Source organism: Paenibacillus sp. FSL R5-0623 (assembly GCF_037974265.1).
GTDB lineage: Bacteria > Bacillota > Bacilli > Paenibacillales > Paenibacillaceae > Paenibacillus.
In genome coordinates, this window is the sequence record NZ_CP150233.1 from 6,129,630 (window position 1) to 6,150,864 (window position 21,235).

Genomic DNA, 21,235 nt, shown 5'->3' on the forward strand with positions numbered 1-21,235 from the left:
ACATCACGAGATTAAGCTTTAGATAACTTCTGGAGCCAAGGAAACGATTTTCATGAAGTCTTTATCGCGAAGTTCGCGAGCAACTGGTCCGAAAATACGTGTTCCACGTGGGCTTCTGTCGTCTTTTACAACAACCGCTGCATTTTCATCAAAACCGATGTAGGAACCGTCTTTACGACGTACAGAACGTTTCGTACGAACGACAACCGCTCTAACTACATCACCTTTTTTGACAACGCCGCCTGGTGTTGCTTGTTTAACAGAACAAACGATCAGATCACCGATTTGAGCTGTACGACGTCCCGTACCGCCGAGTACGCGGATACACATCAGTTCCTTCGCACCGGAGTTGTCAGCCACAGTCAAACGTGTAAATGGTTGAATCATTTAGTATTCCTCCTTTCAGCAGTGCTGCTGAGCATTAGATGATAACCGCTTTTTCTACGATTTCAGTAAGTCTCCAGCGTTTATCTTTCGAAAGCGGACGAGTCTCCATGATTTTCACCGTGTCACCGATTTTCGCAGTGTTTTCTTCGTCATGTGCTTTGAATTTTTTAGTAACCTTAATGCGTTTATGGTACAAGTTGTGTTTTTTGTAAGTTTCTACAGCAACAACAATCGTTTTGTCCATTTTATCGCTGACCACTTTACCAGTTTGCACTTTACGTGCGTTACGTTCTTCGCTCATTGTTGGCCTCCTTCCTGATTACGGACGGATTGTCCATCCTATCCCTAATTAACCGATTCCCAATTCTCTCTCACGGATAATGGTTTTAGCACGAGCTATTTCTTTCCGCACATCACGGATGCGAGTCGGGTTATCCAGCTGACCGGTAGCTAATTGAAAGCGGAGGTTAAAGAGTTCTTCTTTAAATCCGGCAATCTTTTGCTCGATTTCAGCAGAGGTTAGGTTGCGAAATTCACTAGCTTTCATTTGCTTCACCACCCAATTCTTCACGTTTCACGAACTTCGTTTTGATTGGCAGTTTGTGAGCGGCAAGACGCATTGCTTCGCGTGCAATTTCCTCCGGTACACCAGCAAGTTCAAACATGATCTTACCTGGTTTCACTACTGCAACCCATTTTTCTACGTTACCTTTACCGCTACCCATCCGAACCTCGAGAGGCTTTTGAGTGATTGGTTTGTCTGGGAAAATTTTGATCCAAACTTTACCACCACGTTTGATGTAACGAGTCATCGCAATACGAGCCGCTTCGATCTGACGGTTCGTAATCCAAGCCGGTTCCGTAGCTTGCAGACCGTATTCGCCAAAGTTCAGAGTCGTTCCGCCTTTAGCTTGGCCTTTCATATGTCCACGTTGTTGCTTACGGTGTTTTACGCGTTTTGGTACCAACATGATTAGTTGCCTCCTTCCTTAGCAGCTTGTTTCTTAGCCGTAGGAAGAACCTCTCCACGATAGATCCATACTTTTACGCCGATAAGTCCGTAAGTAGTATGAGCCTCTGCTGTACCATAGTCAATGTCAGCACGCAGTGTGTGCAGTGGAACAGTTCCTTCGCTGTAGCCTTCAGAACGTGCGATCTCAGCACCGCCAAGACGTCCGCCTACTTGAGTTTTGATACCTTTAGCACCGGAGCGCATAGTTCTTTGAATTGCTTGTTTCAGAGCACGACGGAAAGAAACACGACGTTCCAATTGTTGTGCAATGCTTTCAGCTACAAGAACAGCGTCCAAGTCTTGGTTCTTAATTTCAGAAATGTTGATGTGTACTTTTTTACCGCCAGCAATTTTCGTAATTTGGTTACGAAGATTTTCAACTTCCGAACCACCCTTACCAATAACCATACCTGGTTTAGCAGTGTGAATCGTTACGTTTACGCGGTTAGCCGCTCTCTCAATTTCTACACGAGATAAAGCGGAGTCTTTCAATTTATTTTTCAGGAATTCACGAATTCTCACGTCTTCCATCAAAAGATCACCGAAGTCTTTGCCTGCATACCACTTAGATTCCCAGTCACGGATAATTCCGACACGGAGTCCGACTGGATTTACCTTTTGGCCCACACATTTCCCCTCCTTCTACTTCTCAGATACCACCAAAGTAATGTGGCTAGTACGTTTGTTAATACGACTTGCACGTCCCATTGCACGAGGGCGGAAACGTTTCATTGTCGGTCCTTGGTTCACGTAAGCTTGCGAGATAACCAAGTTGTTAACATCCAAAGAATAGTTATGTTCCGCATTCGCAATAGCGGAGTTAAGCAACTTCTCAACGATTGGAGAAGCAGATTTCGGAGTGTGACGGAGAATGGCAACCGCCTCACCTACTTGCTTGCCACGAATCAAGTCAACAACGAGTTGAGCTTTACGAGGAGCAATCCGGATAAACTTAGCATGTGCTTTTGCTTCCATTGTGTAACCTCCTTTCAAACATTAAAGATATTCATTTATCTTCTTGTTTTCTTATCATCAGCAGTATGGCCTTTGTACGTACGGGTTGGAGCGAACTCACCCAGTTTGTGTCCGACCATGTCCTCAGTTACATACACTGGCACGTGTTTACGACCATCGTAAACGCCAAATGTGTGTCCGATGAATTGCGGGAAAATTGTAGAACGACGGGACCAGGTTTTGATCACATTCTTCTTACCTGAAGCTTCCATCTCTTCTACCTTTTTAAGCATGTAGCCATCAATGAATGGCCCTTTTTTCAAACTGCGACCCATGTGGAGATCCTCCCTTCAAACATAGCTATTATGCATCCGCAGATGCCTCACGAAGTTATGCACAGTGTGTATTACTTCGTGCGGCGGCGAATGATGTATTTATCAGAAGCTTTATTTTTCTTACGCGTTTTGTAACCAAGTGTAGGTTTACCCCATGGTGACATTGGCGATTTACGTCCGATTGGAGCACGACCTTCACCACCACCGTGTGGGTGATCGTTAGGGTTCATTACTACACCACGAACCTCAGGACGTTTACCCAACCAACGGCTACGACCGGCTTTACCGATTTTGATGAGCTCGTGGTCTTGGTTACCTACAGATCCGATTGTCGCGCGGCAAACTTTCAAAATACGACGAACTTCTCCGGAAGAGAGACGAACGGAAACGTATTTTTCTTCTTTACCAAGCAATTGAGCTTCTGTACCAGCAGCACGAACCAATTGTCCGCCTTTACCTGGTTTCAACTCGATGTTGTGGATAACGGTACCTACTGGAATGTTTTCGAGTGGCAGTGCGTTACCGATTTTGATGTCTGATTCAGGTCCGGAGAATACTTGATCTCCAACTTTCAAACCTTTAGGAGCGATGATATAACGCTTTTCACCATCAGCATAGTGAATCAGAGCGATGTTGGATGTACGGTTCGGGTCATACTCAATCGTAGCAACGCGGCCCGGTATTCCATCTTTAGTACGTTTGAAGTCAATGATACGGTATTTACGTTTGTGTCCACCACCATGGTGACGAACTGTAATTTTACCTTGGTTGTTGCGGCCTGCTTGTTTGCTCAACGGGGCCAACAACGATTTCTCCGGCTGATTTGTGGTGATTTCCTCAAATGTAGAAACGGACATGTTCCGTCTTGCCGGGGATGTTGGTTTATACTTTTTGATTGGCACTGGGTTTCCCTCCTTACTTCAAAAATTCAATTATACAGTTTCAAAGAACTCAAGCGTTTTGCTGTCTTTTGTCAACGTTACAAACGCTTTTTTCCATTCGCTAGTATATCCGGAATAACGTCCGTACCGTTTCGGCTTAGCTGGAACACGAAGCGTGTTCACGTTTTTCACTTTTACATTGAAAATAGCTTCTACTGCCTTTTTGATCTCGGTTTTGTTTGCACGGATATCGACTTCAAATACATATTTCAAGTCGCTCATCATGTCAGCAGTACGTTCCGTAATAATCGGACGTTTTACAATATCACGAGGATCCTTCATTACGCGAGCACCTCCTCTACCTTCTGAACTGCTTCTTTCGTAATGATCAATTTGTCGTGCGAAAGCACGTCAAGAACATTAATGCCGTCAGCAGCTACGAATTTCACGCCTGGAATATTCCGTGCGGAAAGAGCTACATTATCATCATAGCTAGGGGCTACGATCAAAGCTTTACGTCCCACTTTGAGGTTACTCAAGATGGCTGCGAATTCTTTAGTTTTAGGCGTGCTCAACGTGAGAGCGTCCAAAACGATAATGTCATTGTCAAGCACTTTGGATGAAAGAGCTGATTTGATCGCCAAGCGGCGAACTTTCTTAGGCAGTTTATACGCATAGCTCCGTGGTGTTGGACCAAATACGATACCGCCGCCTTTCCATTGTGGTGAACGAATTGAACCTTGACGAGCGCGACCTGTACCTTTTTGTTTCCAAGGCTTACGTCCACCGCCACGTACTTCAGAACGTCCTTTTACTTTGTGGGTACCTTGACGAAGGGAAGCGCGTTGCATAAGAACTGCATCGTACAGAACGTGTTGGTTCGGCTCAATTCCGAAAACCGCATCGTTCAATTCAACTTCGCCTACTTGGCTACCATCTACATTGTAAACTGATACTTTTGGCATTTTGTGTTCCTCCTTTCTTCAGTGGTTATTTTTTCACCGTTTCTTTAACTCTGATGAGACTGTTTTTCGGTCCAGGAATGGAACCTTTCACGAGCAACACGTTACGCTCAGCGTCTACTTTAACTACTTCAAGACGTTGGATTGTAATAGTATCATGTCCCATGTGTCCTGGCAGGCGTTTGCCTTTAGGAACGCGGTTAGCTTGGATCGAACCCATTGAACCAGGGCCACGGTGGTAACGCGAACCGTGTGACATAGGTCCAGTGCTTTGTCCCCAACGTTTGATAACGCCGGCAAAACCTTTACCTTTAGAAATACCCGTTACGTCAACGAATTCGCCTTCAGCGAAAATGTCAGCTTTCAGTTCTTGGCCAACTTCATATTCTGCGATGTTGATACCGCGAACTTCACGAACGTAGCGCTTAGGGGCAGTGTTCGCTTTTTTAGCGTGACCTGCTTCTGGCTTGTTAGCATTTTTCTCTTTCTTATCAGAGTAACCGATTTGAATTGCTTCGTAGCCATCGTTCTCAATGTCTTTCTTTTGCAAAACAACACAAGGGCCTGCTTCGATAACCGTTACTGGAACGACGTTACCTTCAGGAGTAAATACTTGAGTCATTCCGAGTTTTTTTCCTAAGATTGCTTTCATGTTGACACCTCTTTTCCTTTATACATGGTCTTTGTTGTAGCTTGTATTACAATTTAATTTCGATATCTACACCGGACGGCAGATCCAAGCGCATCAAGGCATCCACAGTTTGTGGAGTCGGGTTAACGATGTCGATCAAACGTTTATGTGTACGTTGTTCGAATTGTTCCCGAGAATCCTTGTACTTGTGCACCGCACGAAGAATAGTAATGATTTGTTTTTCAGTAGGAAGCGGAATCGGACCGGATACACCAGCACCCGAACGTTTTGCTGTTTCAACAATTTTCTCCGCGGATTGATCAAGAATTCTGTGGTCGTAAGCTTTCAAACGAATACGAATTTTTTGCTTTGCCATTTTAGTCCCTCCTTCTATCGCCCAATTTTTTATCGGACATACTCCGTGAAAATTTTCTAACCACTCTCCCATGGCAAAGGGGCCGGGTGTGCCAGTAACCTCTCACATCATCGCAACGTCACAGAACAACATTCATTATTATATAGAAAAGATAGGCGTATTGCAAGCATATTTAAGAAAAACATTTAAACTTATCTTTTCTGATGAAATGACTTCGTTTATTGCAGTGTTAATCTTCAATATCCAGGCTGCCTTGCCAATCTTTCTAAACTCGTAAATGATGTTCATTTCGTATGACGCAGGTTCCGAACTTTAAACATAATAAAAGAGTTCTCTATCCGATGTCGGATAAAGAACTCTTCCGAAGCTTCGTTACAATACAATGTTACTCGTTCCAGTACACTGTTACATATGCTTTATTCAGCGTTAAGCCGAATTATTTTTGGATAGATGCTACGGAACCGGCACCTACTGTACGTCCGCCTTCACGAATGGAGAATTTAGTTCCTTCTTCAATCGCGATTGGGGAGATCAGGGAAACAGTAACAGTGATGTTATCACCAGGCATTACCATTTCAGTACCTTCAGGCAAGTTGATGATGCCTGTTACGTCAGTTGTACGGAAGTAGAACTGTGGACGGTAACCAGTGAAGAATGGTTTGTGACGTCCGCCCTCTTCTTTAGTCAGAACGTAGATTTGAGCTGTGAATTCTGTGTGTGGCTTTACAGAACCTGGTTTTGCAAGTACTTGACCACGCTCGATTTGAGTACGGTCAACACCACGCAACAATGCACCGATGTTGTCACCCGCTTGAGCGGAATCCAACAATTTACGGAACATCTCAACGCCTGTTACAACGGATTTTTTAGTTTCTTCAGTGATACCAACGATTTCGATCTCTTCGCCGACTTTAACAGTACCACGCTCTACACGGCCAGTAGCAACAGTACCACGACCAGTGATGGAGAATACGTCCTCGACAGGCATCAAGAAAGGCTTGTCAGTTTGACGCTCAGGCAGTGGGATGTAAGTGTCGATCTCTTTGAACATCTCAACGATTTTTTGAGCCCATTCGCCATCTGGGTTTGCCAGAGCTTCACGAGCGGATCCACGAGTGATTGGAGTATCGTCACCTGGGAACTCATATTCGTTAAGAAGGTCGCGAACTTCCATCTCAACCAATTCCAACAACTCTTCGTCTTCAACCATGTCACATTTGTTCAAGAATACAACAATGTAAGGTACGCCTACTTGACGGGAGAGCAAGATGTGCTCACGAGTTTGTGGCATTGGGCCGTCTGCTGCGGATACTACCAAGATAGCTCCATCCATTTGAGCCGCGCCAGTGATCATGTTTTTAACATAGTCGGCGTGACCTGGGCAGTCAACGTGAGCGTAGTGACGAGTGTCAGTTTCGTACTCAACGTGTGATGTGGAGATTGTGATACCGCGTTCGCGCTCTTCTGGAGCTTTGTCGATTTGGTCGAATGCAATTGCAGCACCACCGTAAGTTTTGGACAATACAGTTGTGATTGCAGCAGTCAGTGTTGTTTTACCGTGATCGACGTGACCAATAGTACCGATGTTAACGTGGGGTTTATTACGTTCGTATTTAGCCTTTGCCATTTGAACGTGGCCTCCTTAAAATTATAATTTTATGTTTTCACTGAATGAAGTGCTCCGAATTGAATTCTTATGCACTTGCATCCAGTGTGAGAAAACTACTCGGTGCCTTTTGTTTTGGCAACGATTTCTTCAGCGATGCTCTTAGGAACTTCTTCATAGTGAGAGAGTTCCATGGAGAATACGCCGCGTCCTTGAGTACCGGAACGAAGAGTTGTAGAGTAACCAAACATTTCAGACAGAGGTACCTTAGCACGGATGATTTGAGCTCCACTACGGGAATCCATACCTTCGATGCGGCCACGACGGGAGTTCAACATACCCATTACGTCACCCATGTACTCTTCTGGAACAGTTACTTCTACTTTCATGATAGGCTCAAGCAGAACTGGTTTACACTTGTCTTTAGCCGCTTTAAGCGCCATAGATCCGGCAATTTTAAATGCCATCTCATTGGAATCGACATCATGGTAAGATCCGTCTACGATTGTAGCCTTAACGTCAACAAGCGGGAAGCCTGCAATAACGCCGTTTTTCATTTGCTCTTCAATCCCTGACAGTGCAGGTTGAATGTATTCTCTTGGTACGGAACCACCGACAACCTTACTTTCGAACTGGCTGCCTGTACCCGGCTCGAGAGGTTCGAATTCAACCCATACGTGACCGTATTGACCACGACCACCGGATTGACGTACGAATTTACCTTCAACGCGCGCTGGAGCACGGAATGTTTCACGGTAAGCTACTTGTGGTTTACCCACAGTAGTTTCAACCTTGAACTCACGACGCATACGGTCGATGATGATATCAAGGTGAAGCTCACCCATACCTGCCAAGATCGTTTGGCCTGTTTCTTCGTCAGTATGAGCACGAAGAGTTGGATCCTCTTCAGTCAACTTACCGAGAGCAACACCCAGTTTATCCTGGTCAGCTTTGGTCTTAGGTTCAACAGCGATTTCGATAACCGGATCAGGGAAGTTCATTGACTCCAGGATAACCGGATTTTTCTCATCACATAGTGTATCACCTGTACCTGTATCTTTCAAACCTACGGCAGCTGCAATATCACCGGAGTAAACTACAGTGATTTCTTGACGGCTGTTCGCATGCATTTGAAGGATACGACCGATACGCTCACGTTTGTTTTTAGTGGCATTCAATACATATGATCCGGATTGAAGAACACCAGAGTATACGCGGAAGAATGTCAATTTACCAACGTAAGGGTCAGTCATAATTTTGAATGCCAATGCGGAGAATGGCTCTTCATCGGATGACTTACGAATTGCTTCAGTTCCATCTTCAAGATGTCCCGTGATCGATGCAACATCTGTTGGAGCTGGCAAGTAGTCTATAACAGCATCCAACATCAGTTGAACACCTTTGTTACGATATGAGGATCCACAGATAACTGGGAATATCTTAACATCTACAACACCTTTACGGAGTACGGTTTTGATCTCATCAATTGTGATCTCTTCGCCTTCCAGGTATTTCATTGTCAAATCTTCATCCAGTTCAGCAACGCGCTCAATCAACTCGTTGCGAAGTTCTTCAACTTGATCTGCAAACTCTGCAGGAATGTCGGTTTCTTCGATATCTTGACCAAGGTCATCTTTGTACATATGAGCTCTTTGTGCAACGATATCGATGATACCTTTGAAATCATTTTCAGCGCCGATTGGAAGTTGAATCGCAACAGCGTTCGCTTGAAGGCGATCACGCATGTCAGATACAACGTTCAGGAAGTCAGCACCGATGATATCCATTTTGTTTACATATGCGATACGAGGTACGCCGTACTTGTCAGCCTGTCTCCACACGGTTTCGGACTGAGGCTCAACGCCTTCTTTCGCACTGAATACACCAACTGCTCCGTCCAATACACGAAGGGAACGTTCAACTTCAACAGTGAAGTCAACGTGTCCCGGGGTATCAATAATATTAACGCGGTGGCCTTTCCAAGCAGCGGTAGTCGCAGCGGAAGTAATCGTAATTCCGCGCTCCTGTTCCTGTTCCATCCAGTCCATTGTCGCAGCGCCTTCGTGTACTTCACCGATTTTGTGCGTACGTCCTGTGTAAAACAGGATCCGCTCAGTTGTCGTGGTTTTACCCGCATCAATATGAGCCATGATCCCGATATTACGTGTATTTTTTAAGGAGAACTCTCTAGCCATGAAATGGGTCTCCCTTCAAAATAGAAGTTTTTTTATTGTGAACTGAATCCTACCAACGGTAGTGAGCAAACGCTTTGTTCGCTTCAGCCATTTTGTGCGTATCTTCACGTTTTTTAACGGAAGCGCCTGTGTTGTTGGAAGCGTCGATGATCTCAGCCGCCAAACGCTCTTCCATTGTTTTCTCACCGCGGTTGCGGGAGTAGTTCACGAGCCAACGTAATCCCAGAGCAGTACGTCTCTCTGGTTTCACCTCGATTGGTACTTGGTAGTTGGCACCGCCGACACGGCGAGCTTTAACTTCCAGGACTGGCATGATGTTCTTGATTGCTGCTTCAAATACTTCCATAGGGTCATTACCCGTACGTTCTTGAATCAACTTGAACGCATTATACAGAATGCTTTGAGCAACACCGCGTTTTCCGCCGATCATGATGCGGTTGATTAAACGAGTAACCAACTTGCTGTTATATAACGGATCAGGCAGAACGTCTCTTTTCGTAACTGGACCTTTGCGTGGCATGGATATCCCCCTTTCTTTCTTGTTCAGCAGATCCTGTACCTTCCAGACTTAGACCAGAAGGCTTTCAGGCTATCTGCCTATAATAGTTTAGGCTTTTTTAGCTTTTGGACGCTTAGCGCCGTATTTCGAACGAGCTTGCATACGGTTGTTTACACCAGCAGTATCGAGAGCTCCACGAACGATGTGATAACGAACTCCTGCAAGGTCTTTAACTTTACCTCCGCGGATCAATACCACACTGTGCTCTTGAAGGTTATGTCCGATTCCCGGGATATAAGCAGTAACCTCGAGACGGTTCGTCAAACGAACACGGGCATACTTACGAAGTGCAGAGTTTGGTTTACGCGGAGTCATTGTACCTACACGAGTGCAGACACCACGTTTTTGTGGGGCACTGATGTTAGTAGATTCACGTTTCAAAGCGTTGAATCCTTTTTGCAAAGCTGGAGATTTTGACTTCTCAACTTTTGCTTGACGTCCTTTACGAACCAGTTGGTTAATAGTTGGCATGTGATTGCCACCCCCTTCCTCAAATATTCATGTTTCTTTATAAACCTCTTTGCACTAAGTCCACAGACCCAGGCGGTTCATAAAAAGACAAATGAAAAGTTTTTGCCTTGGAGAATCCTTAAAAGTTCTCGGACAAAAACGTTCCTTACCCTATGATTTTACGACAGCAGCCATAGCTGCTCCTACTCCAATCCCGCAAGCCTTGCCGAGATTTTTCATTGTATCCACTTTCGTGCATTTTACATTGTGTTGTTCACACAAAGCAATGATTTTGGAAGTAAGCTGCGGATCACTATCTTCTGCGACATAGACTTCAGAAGCCATACCTGTCTGCACCATCCGCATGGTCTGTTTGGTACCTATTTTGACATGAGCATCTTGCAAGGCTTTTTCATTAGACATTGTGTATTCCTCCGAATAGAACCATGTACAATCAGCTGCCCACGCACCTTTGATATATTAGCATCTAGCGCAAGCATTGTCAATGCTAATCCTAAAACATTTTTTAAAAGTTTACGTACATCAGGATTCGTCCGCCTGTATCATACAAACGTCCGTCTCCTGACGCACAAAACTTTCACTCTCCTCTAATGAGGAGAAATATATTTAATCAACCGAAACTGGCTCAAGTTCTTCTACTGAAGATTGGCCATCTTCTGGCTCAGCAAATTTGATGCTGCGGTAACGGTGCATACCTGTACCTGCAGGAATCAATTTACCGATGATTACATTTTCCTTCAGACCGAGCAACTGATCGACTTTACCTTTGATCGCTGCATCTGTCAATACACGTGTAGTTTCTTGGAACGAAGCCGCCGAGAGGAAGGAGTCTGTTTCCAGGGATGCTTTCGTAATACCGAGCAAGATTGGTTTAGCAACCGCCGGCTCTTTATCACTAAGAATCGCAATTTTGTTAGCTCTTTCGTACTCATGCATATCCACGAACGATCCTGGCAACAGCGTTGTATCTCCTGCATCTACGATACGGATTTTACGCAGCATTTGACGGATCATAACTTCAACGTGCTTATCGTTAATTTCTACGCCTTGGTTACGATATACGCGTTGTACTTCCTGCAGAATGTAGTTTTGTACACCACGTATACCTTTAATCCGTAACATCTCTTTTGGATCAATGGAACCGTCTGTCAACTCGTCACCCGCTTCAACTTCCGCGCCTTCGCTTACGCGCACACGGGAACCGTAGGTAACGGCGTATACTTTGGATTCCGCTTCACCTTGAATTTCGATTTCACGACGATCTTTCGCTTCGCGAATCTCTTTAACCACACCATCGATTTCACTGATCGTTGCTTGACCCTTAGGATTACGAGCTTCGAACAACTCCTGGATACGTGGCAAACCTTGCGTAATATCGTCTCCGGCTACACCACCGGTATGGAACGTACGCATTGTAAGCTGTGTTCCTGGCTCACCAATGGACTGTGCTGCGATAATACCAACTGCTTCACCAATCTCCACGTGTTTACCAGTCGCGAGGTTGCGACCATAACACTTCTTGCAGACACCATGACTTGCACGGCAGCTGAGGACGGAGCGGATTTGCAATTTAGTAATACCTGCTTTGATAATCGCTTCTGCTTTATCGGAGTCAATTAATTCATTGCGACCTACAATGATTTCTTTCGTTTCCGGATGACGAAGAGTCTCGAAGCAGTATCTGCCTTCAATACGGTCGTAGAGGTCTTCGATAACCTCTTTACCATCCTGGATACGACTTACCGTAAAGCCTTTATCTGTACCACAATCATCATCACGAACGATTACGTCTTGGGCTACGTCTACGAGACGACGAGTCAGGTAACCTGAATCGGCTGTACGCAGGGCTGTATCCGCCAAACCTTTACGCGCTCCGTGAGTGGAGATAAAGTACTCGAGTACCGTCAGACCTTCACGGAAGTTCGATTTGATTGGGAGTTCGATAATTCGACCGGATGGGTTGGCCATCAGACCACGCATACCGCCCAATTGGGTGATTTGCGATTTGTTACCCCGTGCTTTGGAGTCTACCATCATCATGATCGAGTTGTAACGATCCATGGACTTCATCAGAATCTCAGTGATGTCATCTTTGGATTTTGACCAGATATCAATGATACGGTCATAGCGCTCTTCATTCGTAATCAGACCACGACGGTACTGATTCGTAACGATTTGTGCTTTTTCCTCAGATTGTCTAAGAATTTCAAACTTCTCAGGCGGAACGATAACATCAGATACCGCAACCGTAATACCGGCACGTGTAGAGTATGTGAATCCAAGTTGTTTGATTTTATCCAAAATAACGGCTGTTTCCGTTGTGTGATAAATTTCAAAACAACGTGCAATGATGGAGCCGAGGTATTCTTTACCGACACCGCCAGCCAGAGGAGCATTCATAATAGCTTCTCTGAGATCAGCACCTTTTTCATATACAAATGAGTGATCTGCAGTACCTTGGTACAGGTTAGCACGAGTCGCGTCATTGATATACGGGAAGCTTGCCGGGAAAATTTCATTGAAGATAATTTTACCGACAGTTGTCAGCAACATTCCTTCTTGTTGTTCTTCCGTGAAGCTTGTTTTACCAAGCGCCTTAACAGGAATAGCTACACGCGCATGCAGACCAGCAGTACCACGTTGGTATGCCGATACAGCTTCGTTAACTGTACGCAAGATCATACCTGTGCCCTTTTCTTCCTTGTTATCCATAGTGAGGTAGTAAGAACCAAGCACCATATCCTGGGAAGGAGTAACAACCGGTTTACCGTCTTTCGGGTTCAAAATGTTACCAGATGCAAGCATCAGGATACGTGCTTCCGCTTGAGCTTCAGCGGACAACGGAACGTGCACGGCCATTTGGTCACCGTCAAAGTCGGCATTGTATGCCGTACATACGAGCGGGTGAAGACGAATTGCTTTACCTTCAACGAGAATCGGTTCAAATGCTTGAATACCGAGTCTGTGAAGCGTAGGGGCACGGTTCAACAGAACCGGATGCTCCTTGATTACTTCTTCAAGAACATCCCATACTTCAGGACTTACACGCTCAACTTTACGTTTCGCGCTCTTGATGTTGTGGGCAAGCCCTTTATTTACAAGCTCTTTCATAACAAAAGGCTTGAACAATTCAAGTGCCATATCTTTTGGCAGACCACACTGATACATTTTCAGGTAAGGTCCAACAACGATAACGGAACGACCAGAATAGTCAACACGTTTACCGAGCAAGTTTTGACGGAAACGTCCTTGTTTACCTTTCAGCATGTGGCTGAGAGATTTCAATGGACGGTTACCAGGACCCGTTACCGGGCGTCCACGACGACCATTATCGATCAATGCATCAACAGCTTCCTGCAACATCCGTTTTTCATTTTGCACGATAATATCTGGCGCGCCCAGATCAAGCAGACGTTTCAGACGGTTGTTCCGATTGATTACACGGCGATACAAGTCATTCAGGTCAGACGTTGCAAAACGTCCACCATCCAACTGTACCATTGGACGAAGTTCCGGCGGGATAACAGGAAGTACATCCATGATCATCCACTCTGGCTTATTGCCGGAGTTGCGGAATGCTTCAATAACTTCCAGACGTTTAATTGCACGATTACGACGTTGTCCTTGTGCAGTCCGGAGCTCTTCTTTCAGGAACTCGAGCTCTTTGTCTATGTCAAGGTCTTGAAGCAATTTTTTAACCGCTTCTGCGCCCATGCCAGCATGGAAACCATAGCCGTATTTTTCGCGGTAGCTGCGGTATTCTTTCTCGGACAACAGCTGTTTTTTCTCCAGTGGAGTTTCTCCTGGATCAGTTACAACATATGATGCAAAATAAATAATCTCTTCAAGAGATCTTGGAGACATATCCAGAGCAAGACCCATACGGCTCGGAATACCTTTGAAGTACCAGATATGCGATACCGGAGCAGCGAGCTCAATATGGCCCATCCGTTCGCGGCGTACTTTCGCACGTGTTACTTCAACGCCACAACGATCACAGACAACGCCTTTATAACGGACGCGTTTGTATTTACCGCAATGACATTCCCAGTCTTTTGTAGGGCCAAAAATCTTTTCGCAGAACAGCCCTTCTTTTTCCGGTTTCAACGTACGATAGTTGATCGTTTCCGGTTTTTTCACTTCTCCGCGGGACCAAGAACGAATTTTCTCTGGGGAAGCAAGCCCGATCTTCATGTATTCGAAATTGTTGACGTCCAACAAGGAGCAACCCTCCTTAACCAATTCCTGTAATCTAGGTTACGCCCACTCCGGCCGAAGCCGGAGCAAGACGTGAGCCTGATGAAAAACGCCGGTCATCATGCGCTCGAAGCGGTTTATTCCGCTCCGACCTCTGTACCCTCAAGGTTGAGGCTGAGCTTATCGCTCGCAGCGTCATCTTCATCGTCCATTTCTCTCATTTCAATCTCTTGCTCATCTTCACTCAAAATCTTAACGTCCATACCCAAGCTTTGCAGCTCTTTGATCAATACTTTGAATGATTCAGGAACACCTGGTTCCGGAACATTCTCACCTTTGACAATGGATTCATATGTTTTAACCCGACCAACAACGTCATCGGATTTAACAGTCAAGATTTCTTGCAGTGTATAAGCAGCACCGTATGCCTCAAGCGCCCATACTTCCATCTCCCCGAAACGCTGTCCACCGAATTGAGCTTTACCACCCAATGGTTGTTGCGTAACAAGTGAGTAAGGACCTGTGGAACGGGCATGGATCTTATCATCAACCATGTGTGCCAATTTGATCATGTGCATGACACCTACGGTAACTTCACGTTCAAACTCTTCACCTGTACGACCATCATACAGGACAGTTTTACCATTACGTTGCATACCTGCTTCTTCCATCGTATCGAAGACGTCATACTCCTTCGCTCCGTCGAATACAGGAGTTGCTACGTGAATACCCAGTTGCATCGCCGCCATACCCAAGTGAACCTCGAGTACTTGACCGATATTCATCCGAGAAGGTACGCCCAATGGGTTAAGAACGATCTGAACCGGTGTACCGTCTGGCAGGAAAGGCATATCTTCTTCCGGCAAGATGCGGGCCACGACCCCTTTGTTACCGTGACGTCCGGCCATTTTATCACCCTCGGAAATTTTCCGTTTTTGAGCGATATATACACGAACGAGTTGGTTAACACCTGGAGGCAGCTCATCACCATTTTCACGGGTAAATACTTTTACGTCTACTACGATACCGTCAGTACCATGTGGTACACGCAAGGAAGTATCACGTACTTCACGTGCTTTCTCACCAAAGATCGCATGCAAGAGACGTTCTTCTGCTGTCAGCTCTGTTACACCCTTAGGTGTTACTTTACCAACCAGAATGTCGCCAGCACTGATCTCAGCACCGATGCGGATAATACCGCGCTCATCCAAGTTACGCAACGCTTCTTCCCCAACGTTAGGGATGTCACGTGTGATCTCTTCAGGTCCGAGTTTGGTATCACGTGCTTCTGACTCATACTCCTCGATATGGATGGATGTGTATACATCTTCCTTAACGAGTTTTTCACTGAGCAAGATCGCATCCTCGTAGTTGTAACCTTCCCAAGTCATGAAGGCAACAACAACGTTACGTCCCAGAGCCAATTCACCCATTTCCGTTGAAGGACCATCAGCGAGGATATCGCCAGCTTTGACAGCGGCACCTCTTTTGACAATCGGACGTTGGTTAATGCATGTTCCTTGGTTCGAACGCATAAATTTGTGTAATTTATATTTAACGATATCGCCTTTAACTTCCTGACCGTCCACTTCTTCAACACGACGGACCCAAATCTCGTTCGCAGTAGATCGTTCAATAATTCCGTCATAATCGGAGACAATACATACACCGGAATCTTTCGCGGCTTTGTGTTCCATACCTGTTCCCACAAGTGGTGCTTTAGGAATCAAAAGTGGAACAGCCTGTCGCTGCATGTTCGATCCCATGAGCGCACGGTTGGAGTCATCGTTCTCAAGGAACGGAATAAGCGCTGTAGCGACGGATACAACTTGCTTAGGAGATACGTCCATGTAGTCAACGCGCTCACTCGGCATCGTAAGGATGTTATCCGACTGTTTGTTATAACGTACAATGATCGCTTCTTCTTCAAATGTACTATCTTCATTCAGCTTCGCATTCGCTTGAGCGATAACATAGTTGTCTTCTTCGTCCGCTGTCAGGTAATCAATTTGCTCGGTTACAATACCTGTCTTCGGATCAACCCAACGATATGGAGCTTCAATAAAGCCATATTCATTCACACGGGCGAACGTAGACAAGGAGTTGATCAAACCGATGTTTGGTCCCTCTGGCGTCTCGATTGGACACATACGGCCATAGTGGGATGGATGGACGTCACGTACTTCCATACCTGCGCGCTCACGTGTCAAACCACCGGGTCCGAGTGCGGACAAACGACGTTTATGTGTCAACTCACCCAGCGGGTTCGTTTGATCCATAAACTGTGACAACTGAGAGCTACCAAAGAACTCTTTAATGGATGCAATAACAGGACGTATGTTGATCAACGCCTGTGGTGTAATTACGTTAGCATCCTGAATGGACATTCTCTCACGAACCACACGCTCCATACGGGAAAGACCGATACGGAACTGATTCTGCAGGAGTTCACCCACCGAACGCAAACGACGGTTACCCAGATGGTCAATATCATCCGTGCTACCAATTCCCTGCAGAAGGTTAAGGAAATAACTGATGGACGAAATGATATCCGCCGGCGTCACGTTTTTAACGGACTTGTCAATGATTCCATTGGCAATCAGTTTGACTACTTTACCATCTTCAGTTGGTGAGAACACATCAATCGTTTGCATAGGGATATCATTGGCATCCAAAACGCCGTTACCCACGTGATACGTGCGGAATCCAACGCTCTTCTCCAGATACGGCATGATTTCATCCAACAAACGACGATCAACCATTTGACCTGCTTCAGCAATGATTTCACCAGTCTCAGCGTCAACAAGTGACTCAGCCAAGCGCTGGTTGAACAAACGGTTTTTGATGTGCAGTTTTTTATTCATTTTGTAACGACCTACATTAGCCAGGTCATAACGTTTTGGATCAAAGAAACGTGCTACGAGCAAGCTTTTCGCATTATCCAGCGTTGGCGGCTCGCCCGGACGAAGACGCTCATAGATCTCAATGAGTGCTTTCTCCGTGGAATCCGTGTTGTCTTTGTCCAGTGTGTTGCGGATATATTCGTCATTACCGAGCAGATCCAGAATCTCAGCATCTGTGCCAAAACCAAGTGAACGCAGGAGAACCGTAACCGGTATTTTACGTGTACGGTCGATCCGGACGTAAACAACATCCTTCGCGTCCATCTCCAGTTCCAACCAAGCGCCGCGGTTAGGAATAACTGTAGCGGTATACGTTTTTTTGGCGTTTTTATCTACTTTGGTACTGAAGTAAACGCTAGGAGAGCGAACCAACTGGCTGACAATAACCCGTTCCGCACCATTAATAATAAATGTGCCCGTGTTGGTCATCAGCGGGAAATCTCCCATGAATACTTCCTGCTCTTTGACTTCGCCGGTTTCCTTATTAATGAGCCGGACTTTGACCCGAAGCGGTGCTGCATACGTAACGTCACGCTCTTTCGCGTCGTCTACTGTATACTTCGGTTCACCGAGACTGTAATCGATAAATTCCAAAATCAAGTTACCCGTAAAATCCTGGATCGGCGAGATATCCTGGAACATTTCGCGCAACCCTTCCTCCAAAAACCAATCATAGGATTTTTGTTGGATTTCAATCAGGTTCGGAACTTCGAGTATCTCGTTAATTCGTGCATAACTGCGCCGAGTGCGTCGACCATATTGAACAAGATGTCCTGCCAACTTAAACTCACCCCTCAATGTCTACTCACTTTAAAAATTTCGTTGCGAACCTCTGTTTGTAACCTTATAATGGTACACATACAGAGCAAAGCAATGCATCCACAAATAAAGAAAAGCCCTTACTCGAAATGTCGTTCGAAAAAAGAGCAACTTTGATCGGCGGATGTCTTTCCAAATCATTCTTATCCCCAGTTTGCCCAAAATGTACATATTATACGCCAAACGTAGGCATAATAAGCCCGTTCGGCGTAAAAAAAGGTTGACATTTTTAGTTAGCTAAAGCCAAGTAGGGCATCTTAATACTGACATTTTACAACTATACCACGACCTGAATTTCAAGTCAATAGTCCTATTGCAAAAAAAATGATCCCCTGCTTACTTTACAAACTCGGATTCAGCTTTTGGTAGATACCTCTTCCGATTTCACCGCTTTGAAAATCCGATAGCCTTTATCCTTCGTCACTTCTTCCACTCTTCCAAACAAAGATTCCAATTTCGCTTTCGCTGACGGGGCTCCTTGTTTCTTTTGAATGACAATCCACAACGAACCGCCTACCTTCAGATGGCGATGTGCCTGTTCGAAAATAGTATGAACCGTATCTTTCCCAGCCCGTATAGGCGGGTTGGTTAGGATAACGTCAAAATCTTGCTTTTTTACTTCAGCCAATAGATTACTTTGCAATACCGTAACATTGTTAATTCCGTTCGCTTTTGCATTTTCCCTGGAAAGTTCAACGGCTCTCTCGTTGATATCGATCATGGTGACATGCCCATCCGGTACAAGTTTGGCTGCTGTAAGACCCATTGGCCCGTATCCACAGCCCACATCGAGAACATGAGCCCCTGATGGCAACTCTATCGCATCAATCAATACTCTGCTGCCATAATCGATTCCGTTTTTGGAAAACACACCGGCATCCGTCACGAATCGCAGACTGAATCCGCGAAGAACCGCTTCAGTTGCTCTGCGATCATGCGCCACTTGCGGTTTGTCCGAATAATAATGATTGGACATGCCCTCACTCACTTTCCATTTACAATTACAGCAACAAACCCCTTGATATAAGTCAAGGGGTTTGTTGTTTTGTTCATTTAGCTTGTAATAGCTAAATTATTTAACTTCAACTGAAGCGCCTGCTTCTTCAAGCTTAGCTTTAACCGCTTCTGCTTCTTCTTTAGCAACTTTTTCTTTCAATGCTTTTGGAGCGTTGTCAACCAGTTCTTTTGCTTCTTTCAGGCCAAGACCTGTGATTTCGCGAACTGCTTTGATAACGTTGATTTTGGAAGCACCAGCGCTAGTCAAGATTACGTCGAACTCGGATTGCTCAGCTTCAGCAGAAGCTACCGCACCTGCAGCAGCTACTGGAGCTGCAGCAGTTACGCCGAATTCTTCTTCGATTGCTTTAACAAGATCGTTCAATTCCAGTACAGTCATGCCTTTGATTGCTTCCAAGATTTGCTCTTTACTCATGAGTGAACCTCCATATATAATATTATTTTTTTTAATTCATTTGCCGCCTAAGCAGCATTCAGATCAAGTTGCTTACGCGCCTTGCTCTTCTTTTTCTGCAACTGCTTTAACCGCAAGCGCGAAGTTGCGCACTGGCGCTTGAAGCACGCTGAGGAGCATGGAGAGGAGTCCATCGCGGGATGGCAGTTCTGCCAATGCCTTAACTTCTTCTACTCCGATTACGCGACCTTCTACGACTGCACCTTTCAATTCCAGTGCATCGTTCTTTTTCGCGAAGTCGTTCAGAATTTTAGCTGGAGCCACAACGTCATCTACACTGAATGCAATTGCAGTAGGACCTGTAAGAACACTATCGAGTTCTGTCAGTTCTGCTGCTGCAGCTGCACGGCGAAGCAACGAGTTTTTCAGCACTTGGAATTCGATCCCTGCTTCACGAAGTTGCTTACGCAACTCAGTTACTTGGGCAACGTTCAATCCGCGATAGTCAACAACAACAGTTGTAACGCTCTCGCGCAATTTTGCTGTTACTGCATCAACGGATTCTTGTTTTGCTTGAATCACTTTTGCGTTTGCCAATCTGTACACCTCCTGATCAAATTTATCCCATTAAGAAAAGCCTCCGTAGAATCACGAAGGCTTGATATATACTCATCATCGATTTGCATCGTTCTAAGTTCTATAATCACACCTCGGCAGGAAATTAAGCCAAATGGCACCTACTGTCTACGGCAAGCATATTCAAATGTCAACGGTCAGTCACTCGGACTCACAACTTTTATATCTTATCAAAAACAGGGCAAGCCTGTCAAGAGATATTATCTAAAAGCTGCTGCGTTCACGCGTGCGCCAGGGCCCATCGTGGAAGAAAGACTAACATTCTTCAGATAAACACCTTTTGCTGCCGCTGGTTTAGCACGATTCAGAGCTTCCATGAGAGCTTTGAAGTTCTCATTAAGTTGCTCAGAAGAGAAAGAAGCTTTACCAATCGGTGCATGAATTTGACCTGCACGATCCAGACGATATTCGATTTTACCGGCTTTAATTTCTTGAACAGCCTTAGTTACATCGAAAGTTACCGTTCCGGCTTTAGGGTTAGGCATCAGACCTTTACCGCCGAGCAGTCGGCCCAATTTACCTACTTCACTCATCATATCTGGTGTCGCTACGCAGACGTCGAATTCGAACCAGCCTTGTTGGATTTTGTTGATCATGTCTGCATCACCAACATAGTCCGCGCCAGCCGCTTCCGCTTCTTTCGCTTTGTCACCTTTTGCAAATACCAATACGCGTTGTGTTTTACCTGTGCCGTGTGGCAAGACAACAACACCACGTACAGCCTGGTCTTGCTTACGAGGGTCTACGCCCAAACGAACTGCTGCTTCGATTGTTTCATCGAATTTTGCAGTAGCTGCCTTTTTCACAAGCTCTACAGCTTCTGAAGGCTCGTAAGTTGCTTCGCTGTCAATCAGCTTAGCAGCTTCCAGGTATTTTTTACCGTGTTTAGCCATGTTTTAT

The 21,235-nt window shown here is 45.4% G+C and carries 23 protein-coding genes and 1 other annotated feature; all 23 genes read right to left on the reverse strand.

The window, feature by feature from the left end:
* Positions 1-18 precede the first annotated feature (18 nt).
* On the reverse strand, positions 19-387 hold the full coding sequence (gene rplN, locus MKY92_RS26915; protein WP_017692085.1) for a 50S ribosomal protein L14: 369 nt from the start codon (positions 385-387) through the stop codon (positions 19-21).
* A 34-nt stretch (positions 388-421) separates the two neighbouring features.
* Positions 422-688, reverse strand: coding sequence for a 30S ribosomal protein S17 (gene rpsQ / locus MKY92_RS26920; protein ID WP_017692084.1), 267 nt, complete (start codon positions 686-688; stop codon positions 422-424).
* A 48-nt stretch (positions 689-736) separates the two neighbouring features.
* On the reverse strand, positions 737-934 hold the full coding sequence (gene rpmC / locus MKY92_RS26925; RefSeq protein WP_017692083.1) for a 50S ribosomal protein L29: 198 nt from the start codon (positions 932-934) through the stop codon (positions 737-739).
* Complete coding sequence (gene rplP / locus MKY92_RS26930) at positions 924-1,358, reverse strand: 50S ribosomal protein L16 (protein ID WP_017692082.1); 435 nt, start codon at positions 1,356-1,358, stop codon at positions 924-926. The genes rpmC and rplP overlap by 11 nt, the downstream gene beginning before the upstream one ends.
* Before the next feature lie 2 nt (positions 1,359-1,360).
* The gene (gene rpsC, locus MKY92_RS26935; protein WP_036607182.1) at positions 1,361-2,026 is read right to left on the reverse strand and encodes a 30S ribosomal protein S3; all 666 of its coding nucleotides are present in this window, start codon (positions 2,024-2,026) and stop codon (positions 1,361-1,363) included.
* Between the two features lie 15 nt (positions 2,027-2,041).
* On the reverse strand, positions 2,042-2,374 hold the full coding sequence (gene rplV, locus MKY92_RS26940) for a 50S ribosomal protein L22 (RefSeq protein ID WP_017692080.1): 333 nt from the start codon (positions 2,372-2,374) through the stop codon (positions 2,042-2,044).
* Positions 2,375-2,409: 35 nt separating this feature from the next.
* Positions 2,410-2,688, reverse strand: coding sequence for a 30S ribosomal protein S19 (gene rpsS, locus MKY92_RS26945; RefSeq protein ID WP_017692079.1), 279 nt, complete (start codon positions 2,686-2,688; stop codon positions 2,410-2,412).
* A gap of 71 nt (positions 2,689-2,759) precedes the next feature.
* On the reverse strand, positions 2,760-3,590 hold the full coding sequence (rplB, locus tag MKY92_RS26950; protein WP_017692078.1) for a 50S ribosomal protein L2: 831 nt from the start codon (positions 3,588-3,590) through the stop codon (positions 2,760-2,762).
* A gap of 30 nt (positions 3,591-3,620) precedes the next feature.
* Positions 3,621-3,911 carry a 50S ribosomal protein L23 gene (rplW, locus tag MKY92_RS26955; protein ID WP_339298245.1) on the reverse strand — a complete coding sequence of 97 codons (291 nt, stop codon included), beginning with the start codon at positions 3,909-3,911 and terminating at the stop codon, positions 3,621-3,623.
* Entirely contained in the window at positions 3,911-4,534 is a 624-nt protein-coding gene (gene rplD, locus MKY92_RS26960) for a 50S ribosomal protein L4 (protein ID WP_017692076.1), read from the reverse strand. Before rplD ends, rplW begins: the two co-directional genes overlap by 1 nt.
* 25 nt (positions 4,535-4,559) lie before the next feature.
* Positions 4,560-5,183, reverse strand: a complete 624-nt coding sequence (rplC, locus tag MKY92_RS26965; RefSeq protein ID WP_017692075.1) for a 50S ribosomal protein L3 — start codon at positions 5,181-5,183, stop codon at positions 4,560-4,562.
* A 46-nt stretch (positions 5,184-5,229) separates the two neighbouring features.
* Positions 5,230-5,538, reverse strand: a complete 309-nt coding sequence (rpsJ, locus tag MKY92_RS26970) for a 30S ribosomal protein S10 (protein WP_017692074.1) — start codon at positions 5,536-5,538, stop codon at positions 5,230-5,232.
* Between the two features lie 436 nt (positions 5,539-5,974).
* Positions 5,975-7,165 carry an elongation factor Tu gene (gene tuf, locus MKY92_RS26975; protein ID WP_017692073.1) on the reverse strand — a complete coding sequence of 397 codons (1,191 nt, stop codon included), beginning with the start codon at positions 7,163-7,165 and terminating at the stop codon, positions 5,975-5,977.
* Between the two features lie 95 nt (positions 7,166-7,260).
* Entirely contained in the window at positions 7,261-9,339 is a 2,079-nt protein-coding gene (fusA, locus tag MKY92_RS26980; protein ID WP_036607177.1) for an elongation factor G, read from the reverse strand.
* 49 nt (positions 9,340-9,388) lie between these two features.
* Positions 9,389-9,859 (reverse strand): 30S ribosomal protein S7, encoded by a 471-nt coding sequence (rpsG, locus tag MKY92_RS26985; RefSeq protein ID WP_017692071.1) that lies wholly within the window; start codon positions 9,857-9,859, stop codon positions 9,389-9,391.
* A gap of 87 nt (positions 9,860-9,946) precedes the next feature.
* On the reverse strand, positions 9,947-10,369 hold the full coding sequence (gene rpsL / locus MKY92_RS26990; RefSeq protein WP_017692070.1) for a 30S ribosomal protein S12: 423 nt from the start codon (positions 10,367-10,369) through the stop codon (positions 9,947-9,949).
* Between the two features lie 150 nt (positions 10,370-10,519).
* Positions 10,520-10,771 (reverse strand): ribosomal L7Ae/L30e/S12e/Gadd45 family protein, encoded by a 252-nt coding sequence (locus MKY92_RS26995; RefSeq protein WP_036607175.1) that lies wholly within the window; start codon positions 10,769-10,771, stop codon positions 10,520-10,522.
* 204 nt (positions 10,772-10,975) lie between these two features.
* Complete coding sequence (gene rpoC / locus MKY92_RS27000) at positions 10,976-14,590, reverse strand: DNA-directed RNA polymerase subunit beta' (RefSeq protein WP_036607173.1); 3,615 nt, start codon at positions 14,588-14,590, stop codon at positions 10,976-10,978.
* Between the two features lie 113 nt (positions 14,591-14,703).
* Positions 14,704-18,249, reverse strand: a complete 3,546-nt coding sequence (gene rpoB, locus MKY92_RS27005; RefSeq protein WP_047841125.1) for a DNA-directed RNA polymerase subunit beta — start codon at positions 18,247-18,249, stop codon at positions 14,704-14,706.
* A gap of 394 nt (positions 18,250-18,643) precedes the next feature.
* Positions 18,644-19,264 (reverse strand): class I SAM-dependent methyltransferase, encoded by a 621-nt coding sequence (locus MKY92_RS27010; protein ID WP_339298246.1) that lies wholly within the window; start codon positions 19,262-19,264, stop codon positions 18,644-18,646.
* 96 nt (positions 19,265-19,360) lie between these two features.
* Complete coding sequence (gene rplL / locus MKY92_RS27015) at positions 19,361-19,720, reverse strand: 50S ribosomal protein L7/L12 (protein WP_017692065.1); 360 nt, start codon at positions 19,718-19,720, stop codon at positions 19,361-19,363.
* Between the two features lie 72 nt (positions 19,721-19,792).
* A complete protein-coding gene (gene rplJ / locus MKY92_RS27020; RefSeq protein WP_017692064.1) occupies positions 19,793-20,296 on the reverse strand; it encodes a 50S ribosomal protein L10 in 504 nt (167 codons plus the stop codon).
* A gap of 23 nt (positions 20,297-20,319) precedes the next feature.
* Positions 20,320-20,467, reverse strand: a sequence feature (ribosomal protein L10 leader region).
* Positions 20,468-20,535: 68 nt separating this feature from the next.
* On the reverse strand, positions 20,536-21,228 hold the full coding sequence (gene rplA / locus MKY92_RS27025; RefSeq protein WP_017692063.1) for a 50S ribosomal protein L1: 693 nt from the start codon (positions 21,226-21,228) through the stop codon (positions 20,536-20,538).
* Between the last annotated feature and the right edge of the window lie 7 nt (positions 21,229-21,235).

What these genes read in the sequence shown, in the direction of transcription:
- rplN (WP_017692085.1), bottom strand. Translation starts at nt 387, where the DNA reads ATGATTCAACCATTTACACGTTTGACTGTGGCTGACAACTCCGGTGCG.
- rpsQ (WP_017692084.1), bottom strand. Translation starts at nt 688, where the DNA reads ATGAGCGAAGAACGTAACGCACGTAAAGTGCAAACTGGTAAAGTGGTC.
- rpmC (WP_017692083.1), bottom strand. Translation starts at nt 934, where the DNA reads ATGAAAGCTAGTGAATTTCGCAACCTAACCTCTGCTGAAATCGAGCAA.
- rplP (WP_017692082.1), bottom strand. Translation starts at nt 1,358, where the DNA reads ATGTTGGTACCAAAACGCGTAAAACACCGTAAGCAACAACGTGGACAT.
- rplV (WP_017692080.1), bottom strand. Translation starts at nt 2,374, where the DNA reads ATGGAAGCAAAAGCACATGCTAAGTTTATCCGGATTGCTCCTCGTAAA.
- rpsS (WP_017692079.1), bottom strand. Translation starts at nt 2,688, where the DNA reads ATGGGTCGCAGTTTGAAAAAAGGGCCATTCATTGATGGCTACATGCTT.
- rplW (WP_339298245.1), bottom strand. Translation starts at nt 3,911, where the DNA reads ATGAAGGATCCTCGTGATATTGTAAAACGTCCGATTATTACGGAACGT.
- rplD (WP_017692076.1), bottom strand. Translation starts at nt 4,534, where the DNA reads ATGCCAAAAGTATCAGTTTACAATGTAGATGGTAGCCAAGTAGGCGAA.
- rplC (WP_017692075.1), bottom strand. Translation starts at nt 5,183, where the DNA reads ATGAAAGCAATCTTAGGAAAAAAACTCGGAATGACTCAAGTATTTACT.
- rpsJ (WP_017692074.1), bottom strand. Translation starts at nt 5,538, where the DNA reads ATGGCAAAGCAAAAAATTCGTATTCGTTTGAAAGCTTACGACCACAGA.
- tuf (WP_017692073.1), bottom strand. Translation starts at nt 7,165, where the DNA reads ATGGCAAAGGCTAAATACGAACGTAATAAACCCCACGTTAACATCGGT.
- fusA (WP_036607177.1), bottom strand. Translation starts at nt 9,339, where the DNA reads ATGGCTAGAGAGTTCTCCTTAAAAAATACACGTAATATCGGGATCATG.
- rpsG (WP_017692071.1), bottom strand. Translation starts at nt 9,859, where the DNA reads ATGCCACGCAAAGGTCCAGTTACGAAAAGAGACGTTCTGCCTGATCCG.
- rpsL (WP_017692070.1), bottom strand. Translation starts at nt 10,369, where the DNA reads ATGCCAACTATTAACCAACTGGTTCGTAAAGGACGTCAAGCAAAAGTT.
- MKY92_RS26995 (WP_036607175.1), bottom strand. Translation starts at nt 10,771, where the DNA reads ATGTCTAATGAAAAAGCCTTGCAAGATGCTCATGTCAAAATAGGTACC.
- MKY92_RS27010 (WP_339298246.1), bottom strand. Translation starts at nt 19,264, where the DNA reads ATGTCCAATCATTATTATTCGGACAAACCGCAAGTGGCGCATGATCGC.
- rplL (WP_017692065.1), bottom strand. Translation starts at nt 19,720, where the DNA reads ATGAGTAAAGAGCAAATCTTGGAAGCAATCAAAGGCATGACTGTACTG.
- rplA (WP_017692063.1), bottom strand. Translation starts at nt 21,228, where the DNA reads ATGGCTAAACACGGTAAAAAATACCTGGAAGCTGCTAAGCTGATTGAC.